The sequence below is a fragment of the Tabrizicola sp. T74 genome, assembly GCF_057219935.1.
This window is the reverse complement of the sequence record NZ_JBXVVT010000004.1, coordinates 247,541-260,174: the sequence shown is the minus strand read 5'-3', so window position 1 is coordinate 260,174 and position 12,634 is coordinate 247,541. Positions and strand designations below refer to the sequence as shown.

Sequence of the window (12,634 nt, the reverse complement as noted above, 5' to 3'; positions counted from 1 at the left end):
CCCGCCCTTCAGACGCCGAGCAGGACCGCGATCAGCGCGAGCATGGCCGGAGCCGCCTGGACATAGAGAATCCGCTTGGACGAGGTCGCCGCGCCGTAGAGGCCCGCCACCACGACACAGGCGAGGATGAAGTAGGCGAGTTCCGTCCCTGGCCCCGGAACGCCGCGGATCAGCGCCAGGATCAGGCCTGCGGCGAGAAAGCCGTTGTAGAGCCCTTGGTTCGCCGCCAAGACGCGGGTGTTCATCGCGAATTCCGCCGAGATGCCGAAGGCGCGCCGGACATAGGGCGTTTCCCAGAGGAACATCTCCATCACCAGGATCCAGAGGTGAATAAGCGCGACGAGAGAGATGAGAACGGTGCCGATCATGCTGCGGGCATCCTGGTTTCGGCCATTTCGGCATACCAGCTGGAGCCGAAGGGAATGGCGCTGTCATCGAAGTTGTAGGCGGGATGGTGGACCATTGCGGTATCCCCGTTCCCCAGGAAGATATAGGCGCCGGGGCGTTCGTTCAGCATGAAGCTGAAATCCTCGGCCCCCATCAGGGGCGCGGTGTCGGTGTCGACATGGCCCGAGACCTTTCGGGCGACCTCGGCAGCGAAATCGGTGTTTTCGGGCGTGTTGATGGTGACCGGGTAGCCGCGCTGGTAGTGGACCTCGGCCCGGGCGCCGAGTGCAAGGGCGGTGCCTTCGGCGATCTGGCCGACCCGGGTTTCGACGAAATCCTGCACCTTGGGGTCCATGGTGCGCACGGTGCCCTTCATCTTGACGACCTGCGGGATCACGTTGTGCGCGGTGGAGTCGGTTTCGACGGTGCAGACACTGACGACCACCTGCTTCAGCGGGTCGACGTTGCGGCTGGCGATGGTCTGCAGCGCGACGATGATATGGGCGGAGACGACGGTGGTATCGACGCAGTCATGCGGTTTTGCAGCATGGCCGCCCTTGCCGGTCACCACGATCTCGAACTGGTCGGCGGCGGCCATCATCGCGCCGGGGCGGATCGCGAAATGGCCGACGGGGATGCCGGGCATGTTGTGCATGCCGTAGACCTCAGCCACGTTCCAGCGCGACAGCATCCCGTCCTTCACCATCTCGCGCCCACCGCCGCCACCTTCTTCGGCGGGCTGGAAGATGCAGACGACGGTGCCGTCGAAATTCCGCGTCTCGGCCAGGTACTTGGCCGCGCCGAGAAGCATGGCGGTATGCCCGTCATGGCCGCAGGCGTGCATCTTGCCGGGCACGGTCGAGGCATAGGGCAGCCCGGTCTGTTCCTTGATCGGCAGCGCGTCCATGTCTGCGCGGAGCCCGATGACCCGGCCCTTCGTGTCGCTGCGGCCCTTGATGACCGCGACGACCCCGGTGCGGCCGATGCCTTCGACGACCTCGTCACAACCGAAGGAGCGGCACAGCTCGGCTACCTTTGTGGCGGTGCGGTGGACGTCGAACAGAAGCTCGGGGTGCTGGTGGAAATCGCGACGCCAGGCGGTGATCTCGGGCAGAAGCTCGGCGAAACGGTTCTTGGGCGGCATTTTGGTCTCCTTTGCGTGACAGGGTGAACCTGTCAGGGCAAAACGGCAAGCCCCGGCCCGATCCGGGTGACGCAGCGGCAAGCGGGGGTCAGGAAAACCGGAATGTGATCAAGGACCTGTTGCCGATGTCGCACGTTTTGACCATATCGTCGCAAAATCGTCATGAACCCGGCTTGTTGCGGCCAAAGGCGCGCGCAATATGGGAAAAAGAGCCAACGAACGGAGCAGTCAGATGGCCACGCAACCCAGTCAGCCGCAGCAAGGCGGCGCCACGCAGCAAAGCCCGCAGCAGCAGGGCCAGCAGGCGGGCGGATCCACCCAGCAGGCGGGGCAGCCGATCTTCCGGGACTGGGCGTCGATCTGATCTGATCCGCCCTTCCTTTGACTTGACATCACCGGGGTCAGCCGCGAGGCTGGCCCTGTTTTGTTCTTGTCAGCCCCCTGCCCCATGCCTGAACCCGTATCCGCCATCCCGAACCTTGGCCCCGCGTCGGAGATTGCCTTCGCGCGGGCCGGGATCACCACCGCCGAAGAAATCCGCGAGATGGGCGCGGACGAGGCCTATCGGCGGCTTCTGGACAGTGGCTCGCGCCCACACTTCATCGGCTACTACGTGCTGGTGATGGGCCTGCAGGGCCGCCCGTGGAACGACTGCAAGGGCGAGGAGAAGAAGGCGCTCCGCAAGCGCTTCGACGCGCTGTGTGCAGGCTTCAACACATCGGACGCCAAGTTGCGCGCCGATCTTGAGCAGACGCTCAGCTTCCTGGGCGTGGTCGCGCTCGGGTAACAGGCAGATCGTTCCGCCAGTGTTTGCAGTGGTTTGGCGGGATGTGGTGCCCCCAGAGAGCGAAGGCAGGGGAAATCAGCCCTCTCGAAACACTACAAAATCAATGGACTAGGGCTTACCCTTCTTCGCGGTGTGGACCTCCTGTGGCCCAATTTGTGTACCTTGCTCTTGCTTCTCGATCAGCGCAAGTGGCTGTTCAGGACCGGCCCCACCTATGTCAACCTTCACCGCCCTGGCTCCGATCAAGATGCCGAAGAGGGCTTGCCGCATTGCCTCCGTCGTTTCCTGTTCAGTTCGCCAACCGTCAGGTGCATACCCGCCGTTCTGAATGTCTGCGGACTCGACCTTGATACCGAGTGTGCGGGACATCTCGACAAGCAGAGTGGCCAGCGCAATCTCATGGTCCCGGTTCAGTTGCTGGACTGCATCCGGTATCTTCCAGCCATGGTCATTCACTATCCGCTGCACTTCCCGGTAGGCAGTCATAACCTTGTTGATGCCGTGAAAGTGGACCGGCACAAGATTGTATGCGCCCACGAAGTCGTTGTTCGTCGGGAAGCGGCGGAGGCGCATCATCACTTCGTAGACGCCCATCCGGGTCTGTCGAACCGACGTGCGGCCCTGTAGCCACAAGGTCAGAAGGACGGCGAATATCGGCCCGAGAAAGGTCGCGCCCACGACAGCCCAGTCAATCTGCGAAAAGTCCATTCACCGTTCCCCTGTTAGGAAGTACACCGCGATTGTGAGGGGCTTTCTGAAAATGACAACCCCGGCCCCCTCGCCGTAGCAACCTCAGGAACATCCAGCGCACATTTCTGCAACCCTGAGATAGATACAGCGGCTCACGCGCTTCCCCCCGTCGGGGTGGGGGATTTCCATCCACCTGCAGAAAGGTCCCTTTTGTGCATCTTTTCAATGACTTGACAGGTTTCCTTCTGGGACTCATGAAGATCCAGCCGAGGGGGCACCCCCGGTTCACCTCTTGGAGTTCAGCCATGACCATCAGCTTCGCCGCCTCGTGTACTTTCCTGTCCATCCGCCTCGGTCGGTTTGAGGTCTTCGCCCAGCGGGAGACTGCACCGGCCACCCGGTACGGCTTCACCCGTGACCCGATCAGCGGGGGCATCTTGGACCTTCCCGGCCTGTCCGTCTCTTGGGCTTCATGATGCCGCGTTGCAATCACAACTTCCGTTGACATTTGCAACAGCCCTGCCTAGATGGTGAAACGCAACACCGAAGGCGGGGCATCACCATGCAGAAGTTCATCCTCTACTATCGCGTCAGCACCAAGGAACAGGGCAAGTCTGGCCTTGGGCTGGAGGCACAGGAGACGGACCTGCAGGTCTTCTTGAGCCAGTTCGCAGAAACGCCCTTCGAGGTCATCGCCACCTTCACGGACATTCAGTCTGGTGCAGACAATGAACGCCCCGAACTGGTGGAGGCCCTCGACCTCTGCCGGAAGACCGGGGCAACCCTCTTGGTCTCCAAGCTGGACCGCCTGTCCCGCCGCCTGTCCTTCATCGCCACCCTCATGGAAGACCCCAAGGTTTCCTTCAGGGTCGCATCCATCCCCCGCGCCTCGAAGATGGAACTGCACCTCTACGCGATGCTCGCGGAACAGGAGCGGGACTTCATCTCTGCACGGACCAAGGCGGCACTCGCTGCGCTGAAGGCCAAGGGGAAGAAGCTGGGGGGCATCCGTCCGAAGACCGAGGCGCGGAACGAGGCCGTGAAGGAGAAGGCCGAAGGGTATGCCCAGAAGGTGGCCGGGATGGTGCAACCGATGCGGCAAGCCGGGAAGACCCTGAGGGAGATTGCGGACACGCTGAACGCTTCCGGGGTCCAGACCTCGCGGGGCGGGAAGTGGTCTGCGGCTCAGGTGATGCGGACACTTGACCGGCTCGACAGCGCCGCCTGACCCGAGAACTTTCGGGCGCGTGAGGCTAGCGGGGTGATCGGTTTAGGCTGGCCGCACGGCCATCGGCCAATTAACCCCGACTATAGCAGAAAGCAGCCCTCGCCAGCCCCGGCGGGGGCCTCTTCATTTCAGCCGAAAGGAACCCGATGCCACTACCGAAGACCACCACCACCACCTCGACTACCAGCGGTGCCCAGCCCCATCCGGGCCAGACCCGCGCTCAGCCCGAACCCCGCGCCCGACTTCCTCTCGCCAGCCTAACTTTCGACCCAGCCTTCTCGCCCCGCAAGGAGACCTCCAAACCCCACGTTCAGGACCTCGCCCGCTCCCTGCGGAACGGGGGCGACCTTGAGCCAATCAGCGTATGGCAGGACACAAGCACCGGACGGTGGGTCATCCTTGATGGCCGCCACCGGGCAACCGCCTATCGCCTCGAAGGCCGCGAGGACATTCCCGTGTGGCTCTTTCAGGGTGACCGGAAGGCTGCCCGTCTGGAGGCCGCGAGGGACAACTCCAAGGCTCGGTTTCCTTGGACGACCTCGGAGTGCACCCAGTATGCCTGGGGGCTTGTGATCGAGGCAGCCGGGTCCAAGCGCAAAATCGCAGACTATGCGAACGTCCGCACCAGCACCGTTGCCAACATGAGGAAGCGGCTGGCGGAGATGACCGCAGCCGGGAAGGTGCCTACGGGAAATTGGTGGGCGGACCGCACGGGCAAGACCTCGGAGCGGCCCCCTGAGGATGACCCCGACGGTGCCCGGAAGGCCCGCCTTGATCGCCTTCGCGAGGGCATGAACGGCACCGAAACCCGGTTCAGGCTCGAGTTCGGGCGGGGGCCGACGATGGAGGAACTCGGGACCGCCATGCGCTGGCATCTCGGACAGCCTCGCTTCAAGGCGATGGCGTCTGGCGGTTACCTCGTTGACGAGGACGAGTTCTCCGACAGTGCCGAGGCTAGGCCCCTAGCACCGCATCCTGGCAACCCCGGCGAGGACTTCTGACGCCCTCACCTGTTCACCCTGACATGTCCATTTTGGACACCCTACGCGCTTCCGGTGGCCGTGACCGGAGGCGCACCTCCTCATCCCCACCCAACCGATGCACCACCTCCAGCGCCCGCTGACGGGGCCTGAAGGGCATCGTCCATCCTCACCAGAAAGAACCATCATGACAAATCCGACGACCTCGGCGATTGCCGAACCGACCACCCCGACCGCCTGCAGTGCCCAGCCCTTCGAGGGCCAGACCCGCATCGAGATTTACACCGATGGCTCTTGCATCGGGAACCCCGGCCCCGGCGGCTGGGGCGCTGTCATCCTTCGCAATGACGCCAGCGGCAACATCATCAAGCGCTTGGAGAAGTCCGGCCATGCATCGGACACGACCAACATCCGCATGGAGATGACCGGCGTTTGTGTGGCCCTCGAAAGCCTTGGCCGTGCTACTACCGAACCGATCACCTTGCGCTGCGATGCCAACCTCATCCCGAACGCCATGAATACCTGGCTTGCGGGATGGAAGGCAAAGGACTGGAAGAAGGGCGACGGCAAGCCGGTGCTGAACCGCGACCTCTGGGAACGCCTTGAACGGGCAGCCGAAGGGCGCACCGTGACGTGGGCTTGGGTCAGAGGCCACAACGGGGCCGAACACAACGAGCGGGCCGACCGGCTGGCCTATGCTGCCTCGCGCAAGGCGGAGAAGATCGTCATGGGCCGCTAAGCCTATCGCCAAGGGCACCCGGTGGGGAGACCTGCCCGGGCACCTGTCAGACGGAAGACCCGACTTCCACCGCCCCGCCGCCCAGAGCCTTGACCAAGGCCCTATGAGCCACCTGAAGGCGCACCCCCTCGCCCCCGTAGGTTTCCCCTATGGAGGGCGAGGCGTGGCCGAGGACGAGGTCTTCGACTGTCTTCCCCACCCCGGCCAATCGGAGAGCATCCTTTATGCCGTGACGAAGGGAGTGGACAACATGCTTGGGATTGGAGGTGACCTTGCGGACATGCTTCATGAGAGCCGCAGAGGCCGCGTCAGGGCCCCTTGGGCGAAGATACCGGGGAAACAGGGCGGAGGCTTCAGGGGTAACTGAAAGGGCCTCTGTGGCCGCTGTCAGCGCGTCTCCAATCAAGGGGACGGAACGGATCGATGCCTTCGTCTTGAGGCGACGACCCTCATGCCAAGTGACCCTAATGTAGGGGATGGGGCCGGACAGAAAGACATCCTCCCGCCGAAGTCCCGTCACTTCACCAACCCGACATCCGGTCCCGGCCAGAATGCGCCAAATCAGACCTAGGTCGCCTGTCAGTCGTGACGTTACCCCTGCGACCACTGGGGCCGGGAGGGGGTCCCGCTTGTCAGCATCAGGCATGGAAGCCGACCCACCGGAACCCTGCACCGGGAGGTTGTCGAAAGGGTTCACCACACCACCGAGGTCAAACTCTTTCAGGCCGAAGTTGATCACGGCGGAGAGGGTCTTGAGTTCCCGCTTGACCGAGGCCGGGGACAAGACCCCGCCACCCTTCCTCGGCGACCGCAGCATGTGGTCCCGAACCTTCCGGGCGTCCTCTCGTTTCAGCTTGTCCAAGGGCCGTGTCCGGGCATCATCCCCAAGCGCCTCGGTCACCCTTTGCATGACCCTCTCGACACGCGCCAAGGCCTCCCGGTGTTCATCGCCCTGGCCCCCTCCAAGCTTCTCCTTGATGTACAGCTTCCGGGCATCCTCGAGGGTGTGACCGGGAAGGGGATTGTCGGGGTGAAGGTTGTCCGGGTCAGTCAGAGCCGCGATGACCTTCGGAGGGGCCTTCCCGCTGGCCTCAAGGGTCTCTGCGATGACCTCCCTTGCCTCATCCTCATCCAGCCCGATGACCCCCGCAGTGAGCCTCTGGGCTTCCCTGAGGGCTGCCTCCCAGATCTCCCGGGGGGTGGCCGTGGAGGTGGCATCCCGGCCCCTCTTTGCCAGCGCCAAGGCCCTGTCAAACTCCGCCTCGATACGGGCATGTTCACGGGCCAAGGCTGCGGGAGCTGTGGCGGAGAAGACGCGCTTAAACTCGCCCTTACCCATGGTGCCCTTGGCAGCCTCAGGTACACGCCGCCGATACTCGAACCGCCCCGGACCCAGTTCCTTGATGTGCTTCAACGTCAACGACACGCCCATATTGTGTACCTTCTGTGGACCCATTTGTGGACCCCGAAGGCGGATAACGTCCTGTTTTCCTTGATTTCCTGGCGTTTCGCAAGTTGCTGTGGTGCCCCCAGAGGGGCTCGAACCCCCGACCCCCTGATTACAAATCAGGTGCTCTACCAGCTGAGCTATAGAGGCCACGGGCATCAGATACAGGCGCGGACCCCGCCTTGCAAGGGTTCAGTCCTGTTGGTCGCGCGCCAGGATCGCGACGGCGACAAGGCCCACGGCCATGACCAGAAGCGCGGCGGGGGCGGCTTCGGACAGACGTTCCAGGCTGGCAAGCTCGAAGACGCGGGTCGAGAGTGTGTTGTAGTCGAAGGGCCTGAGGAGGAGCGTTGCGGGCAGTTCCTTGACGCAATCGACGAAGACGACGATCAGCGCGGTCAGGACCGAGCCGCGGATCAGGGGCAGGTAGACCGAGGTGAGCGTCCCCGAGGCAGAGCGGCCAAGCGAGCGGGCGGCCATCGGCAGGTTCGGCGAGACGCGGCCGAAGGCGGCATCGACGGCGCCTTGCGCGATGCCGAAGAAGCGGACCATGTAGGCGAGGCCCAGGGCAACCGCAGTGCCGGTGATCATCAGCCCGGGGTCCCAACCGGTCAGCGCCAGGACCCCGTCAGCGAGGTAATGGTCAAGCGCGGCAAGGGGCAGGAGAAGGCCGAGGGCCAGGACGGCCCCCGGTGCGGCATAGCCGATCAGGGTCAGCGGCAGCAGGGTCCGCGCGGCTTTCGAGCCCTTCATGCGCAGCGCATAGACCAGGAAGATCGCAGCGGCGACGGTCACCAGGGCCGCAAGGCCGCCGACGACCAGGGTGTTTGTGAAGGCCTCCAGAAGACCCGGGGCGAGCCAGCCCTGGGGTGCGGCAGCGGCGTGGACCAGCATCACTGTCAGGGGCAGGATGAAGCCGCCGGTCACCGGCACGAGGCACAGAAGCGTGGCGTACCAGCGCTTGCGGCCCGCGATGTGCTGCGGCTCGACCGGCTGCGCGGCGCGGCCCAGGCGGTGGAAGCGGGCCCCTCCCCTCCCGGCACGTTCCAGCCCGACGAGCATGAGGATCAGGACCAGGATCACCCCGGCGATCTGCGCGGCCCCCCCGGCATTGCCGCCGTTGAGCCAGGTGGAGAAAACGCCCGTCGTCAGCGTCTGCACGCCGAAATGCAGGACGGTGCCGTAATCGGCGACGGTTTCCATCAGTGCGAGCGCGACCCCGGCGGCAATGGCGGGACGGGCCAAGGGCCAACCGATGCGCAGGAAGAGGCCCCAGGGGCCGCAGCCAAGCGCGCGGGCGACCTCGTAGGCGCGACCGGACTGTTCGCGGTAGGCGGCGCGGGCGAGGAGGTAGACGTAAGGATACAGCGCGAAGGACAGGACCAGGATCGCGGCCGGCAAGGAGCGGATTTCCGGGAACCAGTAGTCGCGGGCCGAGGTCCAGCCGAAGGTGGCGCGAAGGCCGGACTGCACGGGACCCGCGTAGTCCAGCACGTCGACCAGAGCATAGGCCCCGACGAACGCCGGGATCGCCAGGGGAAACAGCAGGGCATGCGCGAGCCAGTCGCGGCCGGGAAAGCGGTACTGGCTGATCAGCCAGGCCGAGCCGGTGCCCATCGCTGCGGTAAGGATCGCAACCCCGGCCATCAGCGCCAGCGTCGTTCCCAGATAGCGCGGCAGAACCGTCGACATGAGGTGCGGCCAGATGTTTTCGGTCGGCGTCAGGGCCAGCCAGGCGATCGACAGGATCGGCGCCAGGACCACGGCAGCGATCACCGCCGCGCCGATGGTCCAGAGATCGGGCACCAGCCGGACCCGGCGGTAGCCTAGTCGAGAGAAACGGTCGGACATCCTGTGATGCGGTTACAGGAAAGCGGTTTAACTGTCCAGAAAAGCCCGTATAGTCGCGCCGTCGGGCGAGGGGTGCCCGCGCCGCAAAGTCAGGCCCGATGCGCATTGTCTATCACCTGGGTGCCCATTGCACCGACGACGACCGGCTGGTCCGCTGCCTACTCAAGAACCGGTCCGTCCTGGCCGAACAGGGCATCGTGGTGCCCGCACCCACCCGCTATCGCAACCTTCTGAAGGACACCGTCAGCCAGCTGCGCGGGGCGGCGGCGTCGGAAGAGACCGAGGCACTGATCCTGGACCAAATCATGGACGAGGCCTCGGCCGACCGGCTGATCCTGTCCTGGACCGGTTTCCTGGGCTATCCGGCCTATGCCGTCCGCAACGGGCTGTACGCCAAGGCCGGCGAACGGCTGCGGGCCTATACCCAGATCTTCCCCGACATCGAGGCCGAGTTCTGCCTGGCCATCCGCAACCCCGCGACCTTTCTGCCGGACCTGCGCAAACGCACGCTGCAGAAGGGCCTTGAGGACCCGCTTGAGGGGATCGATCCCTTTGGCCTGCACTGGTCCGATGCAGTGGAGCATATCCTGGAGATCAACCCCGGCGTGCCGCTGACGGTCTGGTGTGACGAGGATACGCCCTTGATCTTGCCGGAAGTGCTGGCTGTCGTCTCAGGCCACGCCTCGGACACGGTCCTGACCGACACGGACGAGCTTCTGGGGATGCTGCTGACCGAGGCAGGGTTGGCGCGCTATCACGTCTATTGCCGCGAGCATCCGCCGCAGTCGGTGGCGCACCGGCGGCGCATCGTGACGGCGTTCCTGGAAAAGTTCGGCCGTCCCGAGCGGCTGGACGAAGAGATCGCCCTGCCCGGCTGGACCGAGGAAGTCGTCGACGAGCTGACCCGGGGCTATCTGGACGACATCGACCGGATCGCCAACATGCCCGGGGTCAGGGTGATCGAGCCCTGATCAGCTCATCCCGAGGGCGGTCTTGTACAGCTCCAGCACCGCCTCTTCCTCGGCGATCTCGTCGGGCTTGCGCTTGCGCAGCGCGATCACCTTGCGCATCACCTTGGTGTCGTATCCGCGACCCTTGGCTTCGGCCATCAGCTCTTTTTGCTGTTCGGTGACATCCTTTTTCTCGGATTCCAGCTGCTCATAGCGTTCGATGAACTGGCGCAGCTCGTCGGCGGTGACGGCATAGGGATCGGTCGCATCGGCCATGGCAGTCCTCTTCGGTCGGGATGGATCGGGCGTTCCTAGCCTGACCGGGGCCGGGGGTTCAAGGCAGGATCGACGGAATGGCGGGTGTTCGGGCGGGCCAAGCTTTGCTTGCGCGACCGGGCGGAACCGTCTAGCAGCGGGCCGCACGGCGATGAGGTGGGACATGCAGGGACTGATCTGGGCGGGGGCGGCGCTGACGGTGGCGGGGCTTGTGGGCCTTGGCTACTGCATCCTGCGCGCCAACCGGGCCAAGCGGCAGGGGCTGGACGATACGGCGATGCGTGCCGAGCTGCAGAAGGTCGTGGCGATCAACCTGGGCGCCGTGGGCCTGTCGGCGATCGGGCTTGCGGCCGTCGTCGCGGGCGTCATCCTGGGCTGAGCCCTAACGGTCGAGCGCCGCGAACCCCTGCCCGTCGCGGATCAGCCGGTCGATCAGGGGAGCCGGGCTCCACAACGCGGCCTCGGCACCCCAGACACGCAGGTCGGCGCGCAGTGCCATCAGCCCGCGCAGGTCGGCCTGGTGCATCGGCCCGCCGCGCCAGCGGGGAAAGGCCTGGGCGGCCACCATCAGGTAATCGATGTCTGACGGGCGCCGGACCAGACCTTCGCCCAGCAGCCGCGCGCCTTCGTTGGCAAGCGCAGCGAGCCAGCGGTTCAGCACCTCGGCCACCGGCATCGCGCGCAGGATGGCCGGGGATTCGGCGGATATCGTGTCGGTGAACTGCACGCCGAAGCCGTCCAGCGCGGTGGTGATCAACCGCCGGGGCACCCCGCGCGAGATCATCCAGGCCAGCGCCGTGCGCCCGGCATCGGCCATGCGGGCGCCGACCACAGGCCGCGCACCGACGATCACCGGCGCAAGACCGATCCGGCGCAGGCCGGACAGGGCGGTGGCGCGTGCGAGCGGATGGGCATCGCCGGGCAGCGTCAGTTCGCAGGCCCGGCCCGCGGGGGCGAGCGACAGCCCGATCTCGCCCACGGCCCCGCCCAGGACCAGGCGGGCGGCACCGGGGCTGGTGTCGGGCGGTGCAGCAGCCTTGTGCATCTGGTCCCGCACCACCATGGGCAGGCTGGCCAGGTCGCCCGGCCCACCGGTGGCCAACAGGCGGGCCGTCATGTCGCGCGCCCGGGCGGCAGAGAGCCTGCCTGCGCGCTGACCCTCATCGATCCCGGCATCGAGCGCGGCAAGTCCGACCCGCCTTTCGGCCTCGCTGCCGAAGACCCAGGTCACCGGCAGGTCGCGCGACAGCGCAGTCACGGCCAACCGCGCAAGGTCGGGTGCCGAACCGGACAGGCCGATCCGATCGACCGACAGGGGCTGCAGCTTGGAAAGGACCGGAGGCGCGGAGAGCGCCTTGCGCTCGGCCCGGGCGGCGGCGCGCAGGCCTGCGGCTTCCGGCGTGGCCTCCAGGTCGGCCAGCGCGGTGGATTCGTAGCCCTGGGCGTTTTCGGTGGGCAGAAGCAGGGCCGCCTCGACGCAGTCGATGATCCGCTGGGCGGCGGGCAGGCGCTTGCCCTGGTCGCGGCGAGCGGCGGCGACAGCTGCGGTCCAGGCGGCGGCATCCGGGGGCGTCCGCTGGACGATGTCCCCCACCGCCAGCGCGGCCGCGAGGCGCAAGGCCGAGGCAAATGGGCCGGTTTCGGCAATCCCGTCGATCAACCCAAGGGAGAGCGCCTCGGTCGCCGGGACCGGTTGTCCGGTCAGGAACAGGCGCAGCGCCTGCTTGGCGCCGACGAGCCAGGGAAGGCGAAAGCTGGCACCGCCCGCGGGGCAGAGGCCAAGTGAGATGCCAGCAAAGGCGATACGGCAGGAGGGATCGGCGAGCCGCGCCCGGGCGGCCAGGGCAAGTTCGGCCCCCGGCCCGGTGACCAGGCCCTGCAGGACCGCCACCATCGGGACCGGGCAATCGGCAACGGCCTGGCAAAGGGCGGCCAAGGTCGGCGGCGCCGGGTCGGGGTCAAGCGGCAGGTCGCTGGAAAAGGCCGGGCCCTCGGCCTGCAGAACGATGGCCTGGCAGGTGCCGGGGGCAGCGGAGATTTCAGACATGAGCGCCCGGCGCACCGCAGGGGTCAGCGCATTGGCAGGCGGATTGGCCAGGGTCAGCACCCGGATGCCGTCATGCAGCTCTGTCTTCAGCCCATGCGCCGACATTCC

At 65.9% G+C, this 12,634-nt stretch carries 15 protein-coding genes and 1 tRNA gene; 8 read left to right on the top strand and 8 right to left on the bottom strand.

Going from position 1 to position 12,634, the window contains the following annotated elements; all coding sequences use genetic code 11:
* Positions 1-8: 8 nt before the first annotated feature.
* Both AC2EAL_RS13375 and AC2EAL_RS13370 read right to left on the bottom strand, forming a co-directional pair.
* Positions 9-368: a DUF1304 domain-containing protein gene (locus AC2EAL_RS13375; protein WP_484724718.1), complete on the bottom strand. Its 360-nt coding sequence runs from the start codon at positions 366-368 to the stop codon at positions 9-11.
* A complete protein-coding gene (locus AC2EAL_RS13370; RefSeq protein ID WP_484724717.1) occupies positions 365-1,531 on the bottom strand; it encodes a M20 aminoacylase family protein in 1,167 nt (388 codons plus the stop codon). Before AC2EAL_RS13370 ends, AC2EAL_RS13375 begins: the two co-directional genes overlap by 4 nt.
* Before the next feature lie 232 nt (positions 1,532-1,763).
* On the opposite strand from AC2EAL_RS13370, the gene AC2EAL_RS13365 reads away from it, so the two are divergent.
* Entirely contained in the window at positions 1,764-1,895 is a 132-nt protein-coding gene (locus tag AC2EAL_RS13365) for a hypothetical protein (protein WP_484724716.1), read from the top strand.
* 84 nt (positions 1,896-1,979) lie between these two features.
* Entirely contained in the window at positions 1,980-2,318 is a 339-nt protein-coding gene (locus AC2EAL_RS13360) for a TfoX/Sxy family protein (RefSeq protein WP_484724715.1), read from the top strand.
* Between the two features lie 108 nt (positions 2,319-2,426).
* On the opposite strand, the gene AC2EAL_RS13355 is transcribed toward AC2EAL_RS13360, so the two are convergent.
* On the bottom strand, positions 2,427-3,026 hold the full coding sequence (locus AC2EAL_RS13355) for a DUF6680 family protein (protein WP_484724714.1): 600 nt from the start codon (positions 3,024-3,026) through the stop codon (positions 2,427-2,429).
* 287 nt (positions 3,027-3,313) lie between these two features.
* On the opposite strand from AC2EAL_RS13355, the gene AC2EAL_RS13350 reads away from it, so the two are divergent.
* The 4 genes from AC2EAL_RS13350 to AC2EAL_RS13335 all read left to right on the top strand — a co-directional run bounded on the left by AC2EAL_RS13350 (position 3,314) and on the right by AC2EAL_RS13335 (position 5,955).
* Positions 3,314-3,484: a hypothetical protein gene (locus AC2EAL_RS13350; RefSeq protein ID WP_484724713.1), complete on the top strand. Its 171-nt coding sequence runs from the start codon at positions 3,314-3,316 to the stop codon at positions 3,482-3,484.
* A gap of 86 nt (positions 3,485-3,570) precedes the next feature.
* Positions 3,571-4,236: a recombinase family protein gene (locus AC2EAL_RS13345; RefSeq protein WP_484724712.1), complete on the top strand. Its 666-nt coding sequence runs from the start codon at positions 3,571-3,573 to the stop codon at positions 4,234-4,236.
* A gap of 146 nt (positions 4,237-4,382) precedes the next feature.
* Positions 4,383-5,237: a ParB/RepB/Spo0J family partition protein gene (locus AC2EAL_RS13340; RefSeq protein ID WP_484724711.1), complete on the top strand. Its 855-nt coding sequence runs from the start codon at positions 4,383-4,385 to the stop codon at positions 5,235-5,237.
* A 166-nt stretch (positions 5,238-5,403) separates the two neighbouring features.
* A complete protein-coding gene (locus tag AC2EAL_RS13335; RefSeq protein WP_484724710.1) occupies positions 5,404-5,955 on the top strand; it encodes a ribonuclease H family protein in 552 nt (183 codons plus the stop codon).
* Positions 5,956-6,001: 46 nt separating this feature from the next.
* Here AC2EAL_RS13335 and AC2EAL_RS13330 read toward each other — a convergent pair whose 3' ends face one another.
* The 3 genes from AC2EAL_RS13330 to AC2EAL_RS13320 all read right to left on the bottom strand — a co-directional run bounded on the left by AC2EAL_RS13330 (position 6,002) and on the right by AC2EAL_RS13320 (position 9,253).
* Entirely contained in the window at positions 6,002-7,411 is a 1,410-nt protein-coding gene (locus AC2EAL_RS13330) for a tyrosine-type recombinase/integrase (protein WP_484724709.1), read from the bottom strand.
* 65 nt (positions 7,412-7,476) lie between these two features.
* Positions 7,477-7,552 (bottom strand) — tRNA-Thr (locus AC2EAL_RS13325).
* Between the two features lie 42 nt (positions 7,553-7,594).
* Complete coding sequence (locus tag AC2EAL_RS13320) at positions 7,595-9,253, bottom strand: ABC transporter permease (RefSeq protein WP_484724708.1); 1,659 nt, start codon at positions 9,251-9,253, stop codon at positions 7,595-7,597.
* A gap of 98 nt (positions 9,254-9,351) precedes the next feature.
* Here AC2EAL_RS13320 and AC2EAL_RS13315 point away from each other — a divergent pair, with 98 nt between their 5' ends.
* Positions 9,352-10,224 carry a hypothetical protein gene (locus AC2EAL_RS13315; protein WP_484724707.1) on the top strand — a complete coding sequence of 291 codons (873 nt, stop codon included), beginning with the start codon at positions 9,352-9,354 and terminating at the stop codon, positions 10,222-10,224.
* Here AC2EAL_RS13315 and AC2EAL_RS13310 read toward each other — a convergent pair whose 3' ends face one another.
* On the bottom strand, positions 10,225-10,479 hold the full coding sequence (locus AC2EAL_RS13310; RefSeq protein ID WP_484724706.1) for a DUF2312 domain-containing protein: 255 nt from the start codon (positions 10,477-10,479) through the stop codon (positions 10,225-10,227). It abuts the gene before it with no gap.
* Between the two features lie 163 nt (positions 10,480-10,642).
* On the opposite strand from AC2EAL_RS13310, the gene AC2EAL_RS13305 reads away from it, so the two are divergent.
* Positions 10,643-10,858: a hypothetical protein gene (locus AC2EAL_RS13305; RefSeq protein WP_484724705.1), complete on the top strand. Its 216-nt coding sequence runs from the start codon at positions 10,643-10,645 to the stop codon at positions 10,856-10,858.
* 3 nt (positions 10,859-10,861) lie between these two features.
* Here AC2EAL_RS13305 and AC2EAL_RS13300 read toward each other — a convergent pair whose 3' ends face one another.
* Positions 10,862-12,631, bottom strand: coding sequence for an enoyl-CoA hydratase/isomerase family protein (locus AC2EAL_RS13300; protein WP_484724704.1), 1,770 nt, complete (start codon positions 12,629-12,631; stop codon positions 10,862-10,864).
* Between the last annotated feature and the right edge of the window lie 3 nt (positions 12,632-12,634).

What these genes read in the sequence shown, in the direction of transcription:
- AC2EAL_RS13310 (WP_484724706.1), bottom strand. Translation starts at nt 10,479, where the DNA reads ATGGCCGATGCGACCGATCCCTATGCCGTCACCGCCGACGAGCTGCGC.
- AC2EAL_RS13305 (WP_484724705.1), top strand. Translation starts at nt 10,643, where the DNA reads ATGCAGGGACTGATCTGGGCGGGGGCGGCGCTGACGGTGGCGGGGCTT.
- AC2EAL_RS13335 (WP_484724710.1), top strand. Translation starts at nt 5,404, where the DNA reads ATGACAAATCCGACGACCTCGGCGATTGCCGAACCGACCACCCCGACC.
- AC2EAL_RS13300 (WP_484724704.1), bottom strand. Translation starts at nt 12,631, where the DNA reads ATGTCGGCGCATGGGCTGAAGACAGAGCTGCATGACGGCATCCGGGTG.
- AC2EAL_RS13320 (WP_484724708.1), bottom strand. Translation starts at nt 9,253, where the DNA reads ATGTCCGACCGTTTCTCTCGACTAGGCTACCGCCGGGTCCGGCTGGTG.
- AC2EAL_RS13330 (WP_484724709.1), bottom strand. Translation starts at nt 7,411, where the DNA reads ATGGGTCCACAGAAGGTACACAATATGGGCGTGTCGTTGACGTTGAAG.
- AC2EAL_RS13345 (WP_484724712.1), top strand. Translation starts at nt 3,571, where the DNA reads ATGCAGAAGTTCATCCTCTACTATCGCGTCAGCACCAAGGAACAGGGC.
- AC2EAL_RS13315 (WP_484724707.1), top strand. Translation starts at nt 9,352, where the DNA reads ATGCGCATTGTCTATCACCTGGGTGCCCATTGCACCGACGACGACCGG.
- AC2EAL_RS13350 (WP_484724713.1), top strand. Translation starts at nt 3,314, where the DNA reads ATGACCATCAGCTTCGCCGCCTCGTGTACTTTCCTGTCCATCCGCCTC.
- AC2EAL_RS13360 (WP_484724715.1), top strand. Translation starts at nt 1,980, where the DNA reads ATGCCTGAACCCGTATCCGCCATCCCGAACCTTGGCCCCGCGTCGGAG.
- AC2EAL_RS13340 (WP_484724711.1), top strand. Translation starts at nt 4,383, where the DNA reads ATGCCACTACCGAAGACCACCACCACCACCTCGACTACCAGCGGTGCC.
- AC2EAL_RS13370 (WP_484724717.1), bottom strand. Translation starts at nt 1,531, where the DNA reads ATGCCGCCCAAGAACCGTTTCGCCGAGCTTCTGCCCGAGATCACCGCC.
- AC2EAL_RS13355 (WP_484724714.1), bottom strand. Translation starts at nt 3,026, where the DNA reads ATGGACTTTTCGCAGATTGACTGGGCTGTCGTGGGCGCGACCTTTCTC.
- AC2EAL_RS13375 (WP_484724718.1), bottom strand. Translation starts at nt 368, where the DNA reads ATGATCGGCACCGTTCTCATCTCTCTCGTCGCGCTTATTCACCTCTGG.
- AC2EAL_RS13365 (WP_484724716.1), top strand. Translation starts at nt 1,764, where the DNA reads ATGGCCACGCAACCCAGTCAGCCGCAGCAAGGCGGCGCCACGCAGCAA.